11 protein-coding genes are annotated in these 17,048 nt (G+C 66.8%); 3 read left to right on the top strand and 8 right to left on the bottom strand.

Annotation, left to right across the window (positions count from 1 at the left end; genetic code table 11):
• Window positions 1-41: 41 nt before the first annotated feature.
• The 5 genes from JAO73_RS04990 to JAO73_RS04970 form a co-directional block, all read right to left on the bottom strand.
• Window positions 42-1,988 carry a DUF3857 domain-containing transglutaminase family protein gene (locus JAO73_RS04990; RefSeq protein ID WP_198976052.1) on the bottom strand — a complete coding sequence of 649 codons (1,947 nt, stop codon included), beginning with the start codon at window positions 1,986-1,988 and terminating at the stop codon, window positions 42-44.
• A gap of 44 nt (window positions 1,989-2,032) precedes the next feature.
• Complete coding sequence (locus tag JAO73_RS04985; RefSeq protein ID WP_198976051.1) at window positions 2,033-4,084, bottom strand: DUF3858 domain-containing protein; 2,052 nt, start codon at window positions 4,082-4,084, stop codon at window positions 2,033-2,035.
• 102 nt (window positions 4,085-4,186) lie between these two features.
• The gene (locus tag JAO73_RS04980; protein ID WP_198976050.1) at window positions 4,187-6,247 is read right to left on the bottom strand and encodes a DUF3858 domain-containing protein; all 2,061 of its coding nucleotides are present in this window, start codon (window positions 6,245-6,247) and stop codon (window positions 4,187-4,189) included.
• Between the two features lie 56 nt (window positions 6,248-6,303).
• Complete coding sequence (locus JAO73_RS04975; RefSeq protein WP_198976049.1) at window positions 6,304-8,241, bottom strand: DUF3858 domain-containing protein; 1,938 nt, start codon at window positions 8,239-8,241, stop codon at window positions 6,304-6,306.
• 121 nt (window positions 8,242-8,362) lie between these two features.
• Window positions 8,363-9,598 carry an MFS transporter gene (locus JAO73_RS04970; RefSeq protein ID WP_198976048.1) on the bottom strand — a complete coding sequence of 412 codons (1,236 nt, stop codon included), beginning with the start codon at window positions 9,596-9,598 and terminating at the stop codon, window positions 8,363-8,365.
• Between the two features lie 107 nt (window positions 9,599-9,705).
• Here JAO73_RS04970 and JAO73_RS04965 point away from each other — a divergent pair, with 107 nt between their 5' ends.
• Window positions 9,706-9,978 carry a hypothetical protein gene (locus tag JAO73_RS04965; RefSeq protein ID WP_198976047.1) on the top strand — a complete coding sequence of 91 codons (273 nt, stop codon included), beginning with the start codon at window positions 9,706-9,708 and terminating at the stop codon, window positions 9,976-9,978.
• A 167-nt stretch (window positions 9,979-10,145) separates the two neighbouring features.
• On the opposite strand, the gene JAO73_RS04960 is transcribed toward JAO73_RS04965, so the two are convergent.
• The 3 genes from JAO73_RS04960 to JAO73_RS04950 form a co-directional block, all read right to left on the bottom strand.
• Complete coding sequence (locus JAO73_RS04960; RefSeq protein ID WP_198976046.1) at window positions 10,146-13,427, bottom strand: right-handed parallel beta-helix repeat-containing protein; 3,282 nt, start codon at window positions 13,425-13,427, stop codon at window positions 10,146-10,148.
• A gap of 167 nt (window positions 13,428-13,594) precedes the next feature.
• A complete protein-coding gene (locus JAO73_RS04955; RefSeq protein ID WP_198976045.1) occupies window positions 13,595-14,863 on the bottom strand; it encodes a hypothetical protein in 1,269 nt (422 codons plus the stop codon).
• A 226-nt stretch (window positions 14,864-15,089) separates the two neighbouring features.
• Window positions 15,090-15,410, bottom strand: a complete 321-nt coding sequence (locus JAO73_RS04950) for a hypothetical protein (protein WP_198976044.1) — start codon at window positions 15,408-15,410, stop codon at window positions 15,090-15,092.
• A gap of 392 nt (window positions 15,411-15,802) precedes the next feature.
• Here JAO73_RS04950 and JAO73_RS04945 point away from each other — a divergent pair, with 392 nt between their 5' ends.
• Together JAO73_RS04945 and JAO73_RS04940 are read left to right on the top strand one after the other, a co-directional pair.
• Window positions 15,803-16,081 carry a DUF1294 domain-containing protein gene (locus JAO73_RS04945; protein ID WP_198976043.1) on the top strand — a complete coding sequence of 93 codons (279 nt, stop codon included), beginning with the start codon at window positions 15,803-15,805 and terminating at the stop codon, window positions 16,079-16,081.
• Between the two features lie 128 nt (window positions 16,082-16,209).
• Window positions 16,210-16,968, top strand: a complete 759-nt coding sequence (locus JAO73_RS04940; protein WP_198976042.1) for a DUF72 domain-containing protein — start codon at window positions 16,210-16,212, stop codon at window positions 16,966-16,968.
• The last annotated feature ends 80 nt before the right edge of the window (window positions 16,969-17,048 follow it).

The raw sequence follows: 17,048 nt of genomic DNA, 5'->3' as shown, positions 1-17,048 counted from the left end.
GAGGCCAGCAAACGGCTAGAAAATAGAAGTTGTAAACCGGCCTAGCTCTCCGTTTTCAGCAGCACTACCTGTGCTTTGTCGGCGGCGCTGATTTTGCGGCGGAAATCGATGTAGCCGCTGTAGGCCGAGGCCGGCAGCTGGCCGCGTTTCAGCTCCAGGCGGCGGATGTACTGCACGCTGCCGTCGGGCAGGTTCTGGTACTGGCTGGAGTAAACGCCGTAGGGCGTGCTGAGCTGCACTGGGGCGGGCAGGGTTTCGGGCCGAAAGCCGGCGGGCAGGTGCAGGCGCACCGTGTCGGCGTGCAGGCAGGCGTCGGTGAGCCACACGGGCGTGTGGCGCTCGCCCACCTGCGCGGGCAGGGCAGGCAGGCGGCTCAGCAGGTTGGGATTGACAAACACGCGCTTGCCGCTGGGCGCGGCAAAGCCCGGCAACGACAAGCCCAGCGTTTCCACAATGCCGGGCGCGGCCTTGGTGGGAGCGGCGGCCAGGTTGAATTTGGTGAGGGTGAACGTAGGCAGCTTGAGGCGGTCGGTGACGTATTTCTTCTGCTCCACCGGGCCCAGCTGGTGCATGAGCTGGGCGTAGCCGTCCTGCTCCTGGCCGGTGCGCAGGGTGCGGGCCGTGGCCGTGGCGCCGCCGGTGGCGTCCAGCGTCAGGTCGACGCGGCGCGTCAGGCAGTTTTCGGCGGCGCCGTAGCGCGGGGTGGCCACCAGCTTGCCGCCGTCGGGCGTCACGAGCAGCGCGTGGCGGTTGCCCGTGAAGCTGCCCATGTAGCCGAAGGCCTCGGTCTGGCTGGTGCATTCCAGCCACAGCGTGTCGGGCCGGCCGGCCTGGGCCAGCGGCACGCACACAATGGCGTGGTTGAACTGCGAGCTGGGAAAGTCGGCGCGCAGGTCGGGCTGGTCGGCGCCGGCGCCCACCAGGGCCACGTAGGCCGGCACGCCGGCGGCGGCCAGCAGCGCCGTGGTGTAGTTGCTCAGGGCTTTGCAGTCGCCGTAGCCGTTGGTGGCCACCGAGCTGGCCGGAAACGTCTGCCAGCCGCCCAAGCCCAGCTGCACCGAAATGTAGCGGGTGCTGCCCTGCAGCATTTCGTACACGCGCTGGGCTTTGGTGCGGGCGTCGGGGGCGTCTTTTACCAAGGCCTGCACTTTGGCCACGGTGGCGGGCGGCAGCTGGTCGCGGCCGGCGTTGAGGGCGTAGCTCCACTGGCCCAGGCCCTGCCAGGTGGCGGCGGTGCCCTTGTGGCCCTGCACCTCGAAGGCGCCGGGCGCCAGCACCACGGCGGGCGTGGTGTAGGAGAGGGGCGGAGCCTCCTCCTCTTCTTCCACGGCGGGCAGGTTGGCCAGCTGCCACTGGTAGGTTTCCTGGCCGCTAGTGCTGGTGTGCACCACCTTGCTGCCCGCTGGCAGCTGCCGCTCTTGGTAGCGCAGCGGCAGCGCCGCGGGCGTCAGCACGCGCAGCGTGGCCGACTGCACGGCGCCGCCCTCCACTTCCTGCGGCTGCCAGTCGGGGTAGAACAGGGTGTTGTCGGACACAATTTCGTACTCAAACTCCACCGTGTAGGGTGTTTGGGGCTGGCGCAGGTCGGCGTAGCGCACGCGCACGTCGGTCATGAAGCTGCCGCCGGCGTCGCCCATGCCCTGGTCGTGAATCTCGGCGGGCCGCAGCTGGTGCAGCAGGCGGCCGTCGGCGTCGTACACGGCGCCGCGCAGGTAGCTCAGGGTCCGCAGCGCGTCGTAGCTCACCATCTGGCGGCCCTGGTCGTCGCCGGCCGCGTCGAGCACGGTCACCACCCGGTGCACGGTGTGCACCAGGCGGCCGGCGCTTTTCACCGTCACCACTTCGTCGTCGGCGCGCACCACGGCGTGGGCGCCTTCGCGCAGCGCGGCAGGAATATCGGCCACCGCGTATTTGGGCGCCGGGGCGGCCGGGGGCGGCAAGAAGCTGGTCAGCGGCAAGGCCGCCAGCAGGGAAATGAATGCTTTCACAGGGAATAAATCCAGGGCATTAAAATTAAACTGGCAGCGGCGGACTACGCCTTCTTCTTGATAACCAGCTTTTCGGCCTGCTTTTCCAGCATGATGCGGTAGAACTCGCGCAGCTGCACGTATTCTTCGGCCGCGTACACGGGCTTGCGCAGCGTGAGGCGGCTGGTGAGCTGCACCACGCCCGGGCTCACGGCCGCCACGTTGTAGAGGAAGCGGCCGCCTTGCTCGGGCAGCTCCACCACGGCCGGCTTGGGCATTTCGGCCAGCTCGTAGCCGGCGGGCAGCGTCAGGGTGATGGTCTGGGTGTCGTCTTTGGGCGCGCCGAAGTCGACGGGGAACAGCCGGTCGTCGTGGCGGAAGGGGTTCTGGTCGCTGATGAAGTCGCGCAGCGGGCTCAGGTAGAGCGTGCCGGCGGGGTTGTTGTCGTCGGCCGGCTGGCTGAACTCGTAGTCGAGGGCCAGGGGCTTCTCCACGTTGTCGCGCTCGGCCACGGCAAACTTGGGTACCGTCCAGCCGGTGCGGGTGCGCGCCATTTCGCTCAGGTACTTTTTCTCGCCGAGGTTGGCCAGTTCGGCGCGGGCCTGGGCACCGGCGTAGCCCGCGTGCTCCTCGTGCACCTTGCCGCTGAGGCCGCCCTTGTCGTCGAGGGTGAGGGCCACCTGTTGGTAGTGCACGTAGCGCTGGCTGGGCACGAGGCTCACCCAGCGCCCGTTTTCCGACTTGGGCATGATGAGGCGGCCGCTCTGGTTGAGGCAGCGCTCGGGCAGCACGCCGCAGGGCAGTAGCGGCTCGGTGGCGTCCACCAGCAGGTCTTTGCCGTCGGCCAGCGGCACCAGGGCCACCACGTAGTTGAAGCGGTCCAGCATGGGCTGCGACTCGTTCACGCGGCCGTGGTCGCGGGTGCTGAGCAGCAGCGGGTGGGCCTCCACGCCGGCGTCGCGCAGGGCGGCAATGAGCAGCAGGTTCACGTCGGCGGCGCTGCCGCGGTGCGCGTCGTAGGCTTTGCGCAGCGAGCCCGTGGTGGAGTAGCGGTTGGTGCCGTCGTAGCGCACGGCGGCCATCACCAGCTGGCGCACGGCGGCGGCGCGGGCCGGCAACTCGGGGTACTTGGCGGCCAGCGGCTTCACCTGCTCGCGCAGGAAGTTGCCGCGGTTCATCTGCAGGCCGAAGTTCTCGTCGTTCAGCAGCTCCATGTCAATCTTGGGCCAGGTGCCGGCCACGTTCTGGTAGGCGGAGTTGGGAAACTGCAAGCCGGCCAGCTGGAAGTTGATGCGGTCCACGTAGTCGTCCGAAGTGGTCATGAAGGGCTCGTCGCGGAAAGCCGGCACGTTTTTCATGGCCCAGCGGTAGTTGGTCACGCGGCTTGTCACCACGTCGGTGCTGGGACCTTCGCGATTGGTGCTGAAACCGCCGCCCGTCGTGCTGCCGCCCGTGTGAATGGCGTACTGGCCCGTGGATTCCGTTTGCGACTGCTCGTCGAGGGTGTGGTAGCCCTGCACCAGCATCTTGTAGTGGAAGTACTCCGGAATAGAGGCCCGGAACTCGCTCACGCGCACCGGAATCTCGCGTTGGAACGTCCAGTCCTGAAAGTTGAAAAAGAAGTCCGACGTCACCGTGTAGTTGTACTCAATCACGGAGCCTTCGCGCACGTCGGGCAGGGTAAATTTCCGGATGCGCACGTTGGGCGTGCGTTCCTCGGTGAAGGAGGTGCCCACGTCGAGCTTGGTGGGTACCATCTTGCCGTTCACCAGGTTATAGGTGGTGCCGCGCAGGCCGGTTATCTTTTCCTGGCGCGTGTCGTGGTGGTAGAGGGGTATTTCCACCGTGGCGGCATCAAAGCCGGCTTTCTTCAGAATCTTGATGCGCGTCACGCGCTCCGACTGCAGCTGAAAGTCGTTGTTGACGTACTCGAAACGGGTGGTGCCGAAGTCGCAGAGCACCACGGCGGCCGCGGCGCTGTCCTTCGCAAAGGCCGCCGCCGTGAAGTCGGCCGGGTCGGGCTTGCCGTATTTGATGGGCGCGTTCTGGGCCTGCGCCCCGAAAGCGCTTAGTAGCACGGCCCCGAGGGCCGCCGCAGACAGTAAGGTTTGTTTCATACAAAAATGAATAAATAAAAAATGGACGGTTGGTGTGAGTGGTTGTAAAACAGGTTGTGTGCCGTGCGGGAGTTGCGCGGGCGTTGTTCGGGCCGCCGCGTCTTATCCGCCGGATTTCTTTTGAATGATGAGCTTCTCGCCCTGGCGGGCCATCAGCTGGCCGTAGAGCTCGCGCAGGTTGGCGTATTCGCTGGCCGCATACACGGGCTTGCGCAGGTTGAGGCGGCTGGTGAGCTGCACCACGCCCGGCGATACGGCCGCCACGTTGTAGATGAAACGGCCGCCCTGGTCCGGCAATTCAACCACGGCGGGTTTGGGCAGGCTGGCCACTTCGTAGCCGGCCGGCAGCGTCAGGGTCACCAGCAGGGTTTCTTCCTGCATCATGCCAAAGTCGATGGGAAACGCACGGTCCTGATGCCGGAACGGGTTTTGGCCGGGCCCGAACTCGCTCAGCGGGCTTAGGTAGAAGGTGCCCGCCGTGGCGTTGCCGGCCGGCGGCTGGGTGAACTCGTAGTCCAGCGTGAGGGGCTTTTCCACGGCCTCGGCTTGGCCCACCGTCAGCTTGGGCACGGCCCAGGCATCGTGGCGCTGCAGCAGCCCCGCCAGGTATTTCTTTTCGCCGAGGCTGGCGAGCTCGGCCCGGGCCTGGGCCCCGGCGTAGCCGCCGCGCTCGTCGTGCACCTTGCCCTGCAAGCCGCCCTGGGCATCGAGGGTGAGGGCCACCTGTTGAAAACGTACCTGGCGCTGGGTCGGCGTGAGGTCAATCCAGCGGCCTTCACCGTCCTTCGGGAGCACCAAGCGGCCCACCGAGTTGAGGCAGCGCTCGGGCAGTGTGCCGCAGGGGAGCACGGGCTCGGTGGCGTCCACCAGCAGGTCCTTGCCGTCGGCCAGCGGCACCAGGGCCACCACGTAGTTGAAGCGGTCCAGCATCGGAAACTCCTTGCTGATGCGGCCGTGGTCGCGGGTGCTGAGCAGCAGCGGGTGCGCGTCGATGCCCGCCTCGCGCAGGGCGGCGATGAGCAGCAGGTTCACGTCGGCGGCGCTGCCGCGGTGCGCGTCAAGGGCTTTGCGCAGCGGCGTCTGGGCCCGGTACCAGTCGTGGCCGTCGTAGCGCAGGGCAGCCATCACGGTCTGGCGCACGGCCGCGGCGCGGTCCACCACGGCGGGGTAGCGGGCGGCGAGGCCCGTCACCTGGTCCTTGAGCGGGCCCGCGTGGTTGAGGCGGCCCCCAAAGTCTTCGTCGGCCAGCAGGAGCGAGTTGATTTTGGGCCAGGTGCCGGTGAGGTCGTGGTAGTTGTTTTCGGACCATTGCTCGCCGGTGAGCTCAAAGTCGAGCCGGTCCACGTAGTCGCGGGGTGTGGTCATGTAGAGCTCGGGGCGGAAGGCGGGCACGTTTTTCCGCACCCACTGGTGCTCTTCGGTGGAGGCGGTTACGCTCAGCGTGCCGGTGCTGGTGCCCGCGCTCAGGCCCGCTCCGGTCGGCACTTTGTCGTCGAGGCTCAGGCCCACGGTGCCGAAGCGGGCCAGGTTCACGTCGAACGCCTGGCTGCCCTGATAAATGATTTTGTATTTGTAAAACGTGGGAATGCTGACGCGGTACTCGCTCCAACGCACCGGAATGGCCTGCTGAAACGACCAGTCCTGAAAGTTGAACAGAAAGTCAGAACGCAGCGTGTAGGCGTACTCAATCACGGAGCCCTCACGCACGTTGGGCAGCGTAAACTTCTGGATGTCGGTGGTGGGGGTGCGCTTTTCCACAAACGCGCCCGTGGCGTCGAACTTGGTTCTCTCGATGGCGCCGTTGACCAAGTTGTACGTGTAGCCGCGCAGCGCCGAAAGCTTTTCCTGGTCCCCGTCGCGGTGGTACAGCGGGATTTCGACGGTGGCGTGTTCGAACCCGGCTTTCTTGAGGATTTTGATGCGTGTGATGCGCTCGAACACCACTTGCAGGCCAGCGCCCTTGCCTTCCATGCGCGAGCGGCCGAAGTCGCAGAGCACCACGGCTTCGGCGCTGTCCCTGGCAAAGGGCGCGGCCGTCAGGTCCGGCTTGTCGACCTGGCCAAACTTAATGGGTTCGGGCTGCGCGTGTGCCAGCCCGCTGCACAACAGCGCCAGCACCGGCAGCAGCCACCGCAAGGCGCTGCATGAGAGCAGGTTGTTCATGTAAAAATGGAGGAATAGGCGCAGATGAATGGGCGGGTGAATGAAATTGTTGTGGCTTAGCCTAGCTTTTTGACTACGAGCCGCTCCGCCTGCTTTTCCAGCAGCTGGCGGTAGAGCTCACGCAGGGTGGCGTATTCGGCGGCGGTGTAGATGGGCTTGCGCAGCAGCAGCCGGCTGGTGAGCTGCACGGCGGCGCCGGTGGCCGTGGTGCTGCACACAAAGCGGCCGCCGTTGTCGGGCAGGTCCAGGGCTTTCGATTTGGGCGTTTCGGCCAGCGCGTAGCCCGCTGGCAGCGTGAGGTTGACCACAATGGTTTCTTCGCGGACGTAGCCAAAATCGACCGGAAACTGCCGCGTTTCGGCCCGAAATGGATTGCGCTCGGGCCCGAAGTACTGCAACGGGCTCAGGTAGATGGTGCCGACGGGGGCGCTGGCCGGGGTAGACTGGGCCACGGCGTAGTCCAGCGCCAGCGGCATGTGCACGCTGTCGCGGTTGGCCAGGGCAAAGCCGGTCACCGTCCACCCGGGCAGGAACTTGGCCACGTCGGCCGCAAATTTCTTGTCGCCGGCGGCCTGCAGGCTGGCCCGCTGCTGGGCCCCCGCGTAGCCGCCAAACTCCTCGTGCACCTGCCCGCTGAGGGCACCGTCGGGCGCCAGGCGCAGCTGCACCTGCTGCAGGTGGGTGCGGCGGTGGCGGGGCTTGAGCTCTACCCAGCGCGAGGCCGCGGCGCTGCCGCCTATCACGCGGCCCTGCTGGTTGAGACAGCGTTCGGGCAGCATGTCGTAGGGCAGCAGCGGGTCGGTGGCGTCGAGCACCAGCGCCTGGCCGTCGGGCAGCGGCACGTGGGCCGCCACGTAGTTGAACTGGCCGAGCTCGGGCATGGTGGCCCGCACGCGGCCGTGGGCGCGGGTGCTCAGCAGCATGGGGTTGGCCGCGAAGCCCGCCCCGCGCAGGGCCGCCACCAGCAGGAAATTGACTTCGGCGGTGTTGCCCTGGTGGGTTTGCTGGTAGATTTTGCGCAGCGGCGTCGAGGTGCGCATGCTGAACTCGCCGGTGCATTTCACGGCCTGCACCACCAGGGCGCGCACGGCGGCCAGGCGCTGCAGGGCGTTGTCGGGGGTGGGGGGCGGCAGCCGGGCCAGGTCGTCTTTCAGAAAATTGAAGTGGTCGAGCTGCTGGCCCAGCTCCCAGTCGTGGAGCAGAAACTCGTCAATTTTCTCCCACGAGCGGGCCACGTCGGTGCCGCCGTAGCTGGCCAGCTCAAAAAAGACTTTGTCCACGTAGTCCGCCGTGGTGGTCATGAAGGGCTCGGCGCGCAGGGGCGGCACGTCGCGCATGGCCCAGCGGTGCGTAGATATCAGGGCTTCGGCGCCGGCGTGCTCGTCCACGGCCAGGGCCTGCTTGCTTTGGAGCAGGATTTTGTAGTTGAACTGGTGCGGGAACGCCGCCCGGTACTCGCTCCAGCGCACCGGGATGCTGCGCTGAAAGTCCCAGCCCCGGAAGTTGGACAGGTAGTTGGAATACAGCGTGTAGCGAAACTCAACCACTGAGCCCACCCGCACGTGGGGCAGCGCAAACCGCTGCAGCGAGTAGAGCTCCGACTTCTTCAGCAACACGCCCGTGGCCGCCTGCAGGGGCGTTTGCTCCACTTTGCCATTCAACAAGTTGTAGGTGAAGCCCTGCACGTTGGTCAGGCGCTCGGCATGGCCGGGTTGGTCGTGCCGCAGCAGGGCTTCGAAGTTGCCCCAGTCCAGGCCCGACTTTTTCAAAATCTTGATGCGCGTTATCCGGTCGAAGCGCACTTCGCCGCCGTTGGGGATGCTGGCGGTGCCGTAGTCGCACAGCACCACCGCCTCGGCGGCGCTGTCGCCCACGAAGGGCGCGGCCGTCAGCAAGTGGCTGTCGATGTGGCCAAACTTGACGGGTTCGGGCTGGGCCAGGGCCGGGTGCCGGGCCAACGCCTGCACGAGCAGGAGGGGTAGCAGCCGTCGCATGCCGCGAAGCAGAAAAGAAGCCGGCATCAACTAAAAAGAAAGGGGTAGACAGTCTTTGAAACCCTAAAAATAGAAGAATCTATCTGAATTTCACCAACTATTCATCTTTCTTTTTGGGCCGCTACACCACCTCTTCGGGCGAGGGTTCCGGCCGCGCTTCCGAGGCGCTTTCGTGGCTCACCGGACCGGTGCTTTTCACGCTTAGCAGGTAGCCAATGGCCGCCAGCACGCACAGCAGGCTAAGGCCGTGCACGTAGGGCAAATGCGCGGCTTGGTTCGCAAAAATCCAGCCCGCCAAGAGCGCACCCAGCCCGATGCCGATTTCGAGGGCGATGTACATGGTGGCCACGCCGCGGCCGCGGTGCTCGGGGTGGCTCAGGTCGATGGTCCAAGCGTAGAGCGTGGGCGAGTTGAGGCCCGTGCCCAGCCCAAACACCACCGCCCCGGCCAAAAACACCGGCACCGACGGGCACCACACCAGCAGCGCCAGCCCCGCGGCCAGGATGCCCGCCGACCAGCGCAGCACCGGCACCCGCCCGTAGGTGTCCGACGACTTGCCCGCCACCAGCCGCACGGCCAGCGACGCCGCCGTGTAGCAGATGTAGAACAGCCCCTTAGTGGAACCGGCCAGCCCCAGCAGCCGGCTTTGGTCGGGAATGACGGTGAGCACCGCGCCGTAGGGAAACAGGCACAGCGCCGTGACCAGCGAGGGCGCCAGCACGCGCGGCTCCAGCACTTCGGCCCATTTCAGGCGCAGCAGGCCCAGGCTGAAGCGCCGCCGCTGGGCCCGGGGCAGGGTTTCGGTGAGGGTGCCCTGCACCAGCACCGAGAGCAGCGCCGCCCCGCTGGAGCAGTAAAACATGGCGTTGAGCGAGAACGTCTCGGCCACCCACGAGCCGAAGGCCGGCCCGAAGGCCATGCCCAGGGCCCCCGTCACGCCCAGCAGGCCCATGGCCTCGCCGCGCCGGGCCACGGGCACGATGTCGGCCACGTAGGCGGCCGTGCCGGTGGGCTTGAAGCCCGTGCTGAACCCGTGCAGCAGCCGCAGCGTGAGAAACCCCGACACGGTGAGGGCCCAGGGATAGAAAAAACCGCACACAAAGCACACCAGCGAGCCAAACACCATCACCGGAATGCGGCCCACGGTGTCGGCCAGCTTGCCCGAAAACGGCCGCGAAATGGCCGCCGTGAGCGTAAACAGCGAAATGATGAAGCCTTTGTATTCGGCGCCGCCCAGCCGCGAGAGGTGCTCGGGCAACTCGGGCAGCAGCAGGTTGAAGCTGGCAAAAAACAGAAACGACGACAAACACATCAGCCAGAAGCCGACGGAGTAGGTGCGGGCGGAGGAAGGGGCCATAAGCAGCCGCAAAGGTCGGCAGGCGCGCCCACCCGTGCAGCCTCAAGGTGTCTTTGGGTCGGAACCATGTGGCCGGAGGCTGTGTATATTGGCGAGTCTTTACCGTTATGCCCATGGAAGTCGCCAACCACACCTTCGCCGAAGCCACCACCACCGCGCCGTTCATCGACTACGCCATCTGCGTCGACGACGAGAATCGCCCCGCCCGGCACGTGGGCGACTGGCCCGTGAAAGGGCAGGTATATGCCGTGCGCGTCACCGAGGGCAAGGCCGAAGGCACCGACCTCGTGCACGTGCTCAGCTTCCAAGGCGAAGCTCCCTACTACAACGCCTTCGCGCCGCACCGCTTCGAAATCATAGAGCGCGTGTGGCTGAACTAGCTTTTTGCTGGGTAGATGATTGTGAGCCCCGGTTGCACTCAGCAGCCGGGGCTTTGCTTTTTGGGGCGGGTCAGCTTTGGGGGTTGAAGTCGTGCCCGGCAGCCTGTGGGGCAAAATAAAACCCCGCAGCCAGGCCGGCTGCGGGGTTTTATCTTAATGCAACCTGCTTATTCCACCACCAACATTTTCACCACCGTGCCGGCCTCGGTGCGCAGGTGCAGGGCATACACGCCCGGGGCAAGGCCCATGAGCAGCAGCGCGTGCGAGGCCTGGCCGGCCGGCAACGCCTGCTGGCGCACCACCCGGCCCAGGGCGTCGACCAGGGCGGCGGCCACGGGCTGACGGCTCAGGTCCAGGGGCAGTTCCACCACGGCCTGGGTGCGGGCGGGGTTGGGGTAGAGGGCTACCTGGCCGGCCAATGCGGCGGGAGCAGTGCCCAGCGCCTGCTGTGCCCCCAGCACCAGCTCGAAGCGGGCGGGGCTGAGGGCCCCGGCAGTGGCCGCCGTGAAGCGGTAGGCGGGCTGCTGGTGCAGGTCGGTGAGGGTGCCGAGCTGCAGGTCGCGCAGGTACACGGGCACGTTGGGCAGGTTCAGCAGCTGGCTGACGGTGAGGGTGTAGGCGCCCGCCGCGGGCACGGCCACGGCCAGCGGCAGCACGCGCGGGCCGGTGCCCAGCGCGGGTTGGCCGTCGATGCTGAGCCGCGGGGTGCCGGCGAGGGCCGTGGCGAGGTTCAGGCCCGAGGGGTTGGGCAGCTTGGCGGCGTCGTAGGCGGCATCGAAGCCGCTGGTGGCACCCGCCTCGAAATACACCGTGGCCTCATCGGTGAGCGGGCTGGCCACGCCCTGCAGGCTGAGCTGCACCAGCGGCCGGGTTTCGGCCGCGCCGCGCTGGAAGGTGGTGCCACTAGGAGCAGTCAGGCGCTGGCCGTTGCGGAACGTCAGGCTGGCCGTGCTTTGGCCGGCGGCCACGCGGGCGAAGAAGGCCTGTCCCACGGGCAGCACCGGGTTGCCTACGCCGTTCACGTAGCTGCGGTACTGGCCCGCGTACTGGGCCGTGCTGCCGTACACGTACACGGCGCTTTCCAGCCCGGCGCGGTCGGCCGGGGCCACCAGCGAGTAGTCGAGCGGGGCCGGGTAGGGGTTGCCGAGCAGCTGCCAGCCGCCATCGGCGTAGCGGGCGCGGGCGCTGGTCAGGGCCAGGGGCAGGTCGCCGTTGGTGAGGGTGCCCACGAAGTCGACCAGCTGCGAGGCGCCGATGTTCACGGCGTAGCCCCGGCCCACGGCCAGCGGGTCGCTGAGGGCGGCGGGCGAGAAAAAACCTTTGTCGAAGTCGCTCATAGTGTTGGTCAGCGCCAGGCGGCTGTCGTCGTAGCCGAATACCGTCGGGAAAGACGTCACGCTGGCGGGGGCCGCGGCCGTGTTGTAGGCCGGGTTCACCACGGGCGCGAAGGCCGCGGTGGCCAGGTCGGCCACGGTGGTGCTTTGCACCGGCGAGCTGAAATGGCGGTAGCCGGCGCCGGCGTTCTGGCCGGGGTCGATGGCGCGCTGCACCGTGGCCGCGCCCAGCACCGCGCCGCCGCTGTTCACCACCAGCGCGTCGGCGGCCACGCCGCCGCTCACGGCCGAGAGCAGCGTGAGCGTTTTGCCGTTGGTGCTGAGGTTGCCCACCAGCGTGAGCACGCCCTGAATGCTGGCCGCCGTGCCCAGGGTGGCCCCGCCCGCCCCCACGGTGAGGCTCCGGTATGCGCCGGCGCTGGCGCCGCCGAGTAGCTGGTTGGCCGTGCCGCTGGTGGCCAGCGTGCCCGCGGTGGCCGTGAAGGTGCCGTTGTTGGTCAGGTCGCCGGTGAGGCTGAGCGTGCCCCCGGTCTGGCCGAGTGCCGCCCCCGCGGCGAGGGTCAGGTTTTTGGCCGTGGCCGCGCCCGCGCCAATGAGCGGGTAACGCGGCGCCACGGGAACGAGGGCATCGGCCGTGGCCGTGGGTACACCGGCGGTCCAGTTGGCGGCGTCAAACCAGTCGGTGCTCACCGCGCCCGTCCAGGTGCTGAGGGCGGCGGCCTCGAAGGCGCCCAGGTCGGGGGCCGCGCCGAGGTAGGGCAGGCCCACGCTCACGCCGGCATCGACGAGGCCGCTGCCCGGCGCCAGCCGCAGGGTGCTGAGGACGGGCAGGGCGCCGTCGGCCTGGCGCGGCGCCCGCAGCTGGGTGGTGTCGAGGCTGAGGAAGTCGGCCGCCGTCACGCCCGCCCCGAGGGCGTTGTGGTCGAAGGTGCTGGCCGAGCGGCTAATGCTGATGGTGTCGGGATTGTTGGCCGAGCGGCCCCGGTAGCTGATGTTGTTGCGCAGCACGTGGCCGTAGCCGGGCACGTCCACCAGGTAGCCGCTGGCGGTTTTGTCCTTGCGGTTCACCATGTTGTAGTTGGTGGCGTTGTGGTAGGCCGTGTTGTTGTACCAGTAGCTGCCCGCTTGGTGGTGGTTCGAGTAAAAGCCGTTCGACTTGTTGCGCACCGAGAGGCACAGCTGCACGGTATTATTGGGCACCACGGCCGGAAACGAGGTGGAGGTGCCATAGCCGCCCGCCTTGAAGCCGTTGCCGTCGCCGCGGCTCACGAAGTTCTGGGTGTAGCCGTTGTAGAAGGCCCAGCAGTTTTCAAACGTGGTAGCGGCGAAGGCCGAGATGCAGTCGTAGCCGTCGTCGCTGTTTTGCCAGGCACGGCAGCCGCGAAACACGATGCCCGAGTAGTTGGCATTATTGGGGTGCGAGCCGAAGCCGTCCACGTTGCCGCCGTTGGCGGCGCCGGTGGAGTTCGAGGTGTTCACGTTGTCGTTGTTGCGGTAGGCATCGCAGTTGAGCACGAGGGTGTTGCCGCCCCGCGTCAGGTAGAAGCCGATGGCCTGCCCGTCGTGCATGCTCAGGCGCTCGTAAATGTTGTTGCCGCCCGCCCCGCTCTGCGAGAAGCAGATGGACTGCGTGTTGGTGTTGGTGGGCACCAGCGGCACCCGCACGCCCACCACTTCCAGCCCCCGCAGGTGGATGTAGGAGCCCGTTATCTCAAACGCGCTGATGCGGTAGGGTGCCGCAAAGGTGACGTTGGCGTTGCTGACGCCCACGTTGGGGTCGATGTTGGCGTAGTTGAACACGGGCCGCTCGCCGGGGTAGGCCCAGTAGTTGATGCGGCCCGCCGCGGCCGAGCCGCTCTTGCTCAGCTGCGTCACGTAGGCATACGGACTCACGTAGTTCGCTATCTGCGAGCTCTGCATCAGGTACGTGCCGCCGCGCACCCACACCGTGTCGCCGGGCGCCACGGCCACCTGAGCCCGCTGAATGCTCAGAAAGGGCTGGAGAATGGTGCCGCTGTTCGTGTCGTTGCCCGTGGGGGCCACGTAGTATTTTGCGGAAAATGCCGGGCCAAAGCTCAGGGCCAGCAGCAGGGCTAGGAGGTAACGGTGAACCATAGTGCGAGGGATGGGAAAAGTTGACGCGGCTAACCTACGCGGCCTGTTTCCCAGCACCTTCCTGCACCGTCATGGGCCACGACACTCACCTGTCGGCCTCTCAGCTACTGCACCAAAAAGCCCCGACCATCGGCCGGGGCTTGTGCCTGTATGCACCCGGGCATTGCTTATTCGAGCAGGTTTTCGGGGGCCGGCGCTACCGTTTGAATCAAATACCCGGCCGACCCGGCGCCCGCCGATACACCGCTAGTGCCCGGCGCGCCGCCATTGCCGCCGCAGGCACCGCCGCCGCCCCCGGTCACGACCACGGTAGTGGAGCCCGCCGCCGCCCCCGCCGACCCGCCGACCACCTGGACGGTGCCCGTTACGCTGGGCGAGGAGCTGGCCAGCAGCCGAACGATGCCGCCCCCGCCGCCGCCCCCGCCGCCTTCTCCGTTGCCGCCGTTGCCGTCGAAGGCACTGGCGCCGTTGCCGCCGTTGGCCTGAACGGTTCCTTGCAACGTCAGGGTGCCTTTGGTGGCCAGCACCACCACGCCGCCCGCGCCCCCGCCCGCGCCGGGTATGCTTTGGCCCGCGGTGTTGAGGTTGACAGCGGAAGTGCCATTGGCCTGAATAAAGCCAGTGCTGGCCACGTTCAGGTTGCCGCCGCACAGCAGTGCAAACCGGCCGCCGCCGTTGCCCCCCGAGTTGCCGCTGGCCACGCTGCGCAGCCCCGCGCCGCCTCCCAGGCTGCCGGCAACGGGCAATCCCGCCGCCGTGAGCGCGCTAATACCGGTGCCGCCCGCCAGCCCGCTGGGTGGCCCGAGCGCCACGCCCGCGGCCACCGCCAGCCCGCCCACTGCTCCGGCTACCACGCTGATGGTGCCCGAAATAGTCGCGTTGCCGGTGCAGCGCAGTACCGTTCCGCTGGGCACTATCAAACTGCCCAAAACGGTGAGGGTGGTGAACTGCAAGTTGGCGCCACTGGGAAGGCTGCTAAAGGATGCAGAAAGGTCGAGGGTTTGGCCAGACGAGACGGTGAGAGCACCCGCGCTACCATCGCCGTAGCGGCCCAAGGCCCCGCTGGGTCCTTGGGGGCCGGTTGCACCCGTGGCACCCGTGGCCCCTGTGGGGCCTTGTGGTCCCTGCGGCCCTTGTGGCCCTGTGGGCCCGGGCGGCAGCGTCACGCTGCTGGTGCTGGTGCCGCTGGTCAGCGTCAGGGTTTGGCTGCTCAGGCCCAGCGTGGGCTGTGCCTGCGAGCCCAGTACCCCGGACGCATCGGTGGTGAGCACGCGGGTGCCGGTACCGCCCAGCCCGTCGACGCGCAGGGTGCTGGCGGCGCCGCCCACGTGCAGCGTGGCTTGCGGCACTGCCACGCCAATGCCCACGTTCTGAGCGCGAACAGCCAGGGGCAGGCCAAGGGTGAGCAAAGGAAGAAGCGTAAAAACTGATTTCATAGACAGAAACAAGCGCGTTGGCTAACGAAATATGACCTAACCCAATGGCCATGCCAGGGCAAATATAGATTCCTGCCCATATCAAAAAAGCCCTTTGTGGCCATTTGTAGGCCTTGTTTGCCCGTCGGCTCTGCTTACAGGATGCCGCATTCGCCTTGGCGCAGCCGGTGCTGGACTAGGGCCGGCGGCGGGGCGCACCACTGCGTTGCCAGCCCCAGCGCCGGCCCTAGTCCAGCACCGGCCCCAATGCCTCGCGCAACGACACCGCTCGGCGCAGCGAGCGGCGGCAGCATTCCTCGCGCAGCAGGCACGCCACCAAGCATTCGGTGAGCTCAATGGCCCGGGCCATCGACACGCGGCAGCGGCACTGCACCGCGTGCTGCACCCGGTGCCAGAGCTGCTCCAGGCGCTGCTGCACCAGGGCGTGCTGGTCGGGCAGCAATTCGTCGGTTTCGGCGTGGGTCAGCAGCAGGCGCGTGAGGTAATATAGTTGCGTGGGCAGCGGCTGCGTTAGCCGCTGGTGGCAGCACGAGAGGGGAGGGCACATGGCATAAAAGCTGGGCAAAAAGCGTGAAATAAAACGCCCTGCGGTAGCAGGATGCCGCGTTCTGCTCACATAATTGTACCAAGCTGTTCCCTACGGTCGGGCTTAACCGGAATAAAATTTTCGTTCCACAAAATCCGGGTGGTGCTGTGCAACATTTTGGCGAAGGCCGGAACTGCCCGCGGGCCGTGACACGCAGCAGCCCTGGCCCTTACAGAGCTGCAGCCGCCGGCAGATACCCCGCCCTTGCGCTTGGCGCAACGCCCTAACTTGCAGCCCCGCCGGTGCCATCTGCGGCTGCCTCACCGCTGGCATCCCATTTCCCGCCCCCATTCTTACGCCCGTCCAAGCAGTTCGGACCCGTGCCGTGAGCACTCCGGCCGTAACCCCAATCCATGACCTTCCTCCTGAGTTTCCTCTTGTTTCTCAACCTCCTGTGTTTCCTGCTCTTCGCCCTGGACAAAGGCAAGGCCCAACGGGGCCAGCGGCGCATTGCCGAAAAAACGCTGCACTTCGCCACGCTGCCGGGCGCCGCCCCCGGCGCGTGGGCCGCCATCTTCCTGCTGCACCACAAAAACCGCAAAGCCGCTTTCTGGAGCGTTACCCTGGCGCTAACGCTGCTGCAAGGCGCGGCGCTCTATTTCGCGTGGCCCTATTTGCAGGCGTCGTTGTAGCCGGGTCAAACGCCTGCCGCGGCCGAGGCGGCAACTGATACGTTGGGCCCCTGTGAAGAGGCGCCTGGGATAAAACGCCGAGGCAGCGCGGCCCGTTATACCCCGAAACTCCCGCATAACCCCTTCCCATGCCGGCCCACCTTGGCACCCTGCGCACTGGCACCAGCGGCATCGTCGTGCCCGGCCCCAAGGCCACCTTTCCGGAGGCCTACCAGGCGACGAGCCGCCTCACCTACTACGCCACCCTGTTCAACTCGGTGGAGATTAACAGCACCTTCTACCGCATCCCCCAGCCCAAAACGTTTGCCGCCTGGGCCGCGGAAACCGGCCCTGCGTTTGACTTTACCATCAAGCTGTGGCGCGATATCACGCACACCAAGGCGCTGGCCGAGGACCTCTCCGGCATTGCCCGCTTTCTGGATGCCGCCCGGGAGTTGGGCCCCAAAAAGGGCTGCCTGCTCATTCAATTCCCGCCCAGCAACACCATTCGCCAGCTAAAGGCCGTCAATGTCCTATTGGCTGCCCTTGCCGCGGCCGACCCCGCCCACGAGTGGCGCAAAGCGGTGGAGTTTCGCCACCCCAGCTGGTATGTCGATGATGCGTTGGAGATGCTGGACCACCACGGCGCCAGCCTCGTGCTGCACGACAAAGGCCCCGCCCGAAACGCCCAACTCAACGAAGGGGCCGACTTTGTGTATATGCGCTTCCACGGCCCCAAGGGAAACTACCGCGAGTCCTACGAGCACGACTTTCTGCACGACCAGGCCGAGCAGATACACGACTACCTCCAGGAGGGGAAAGACGTGTATGCCTACTTCAACAATACCATGGGCGCCGCTTTTGAAAATGCCCAGGACCTGTACCGGTTGGTAGCGGAGCGGGCATGAGCCATGCAACTCGTAGCGCGGCGCGACCGAGGTTTCCGGTGGGCTGTGACGTGAAGAAGCCCCAGCCGCTGGCGGGGCGG

Source organism: Hymenobacter miniatus, from assembly GCF_016427455.1.
GTDB classification, from domain to species: Bacteria; Bacteroidota; Bacteroidia; order Cytophagales; family Hymenobacteraceae; genus Hymenobacter; species Hymenobacter armeniacus.
Note: the sequence above shows the minus strand (reverse complement) of the source record. Positions and strands in the feature narration are given on the sequence as shown.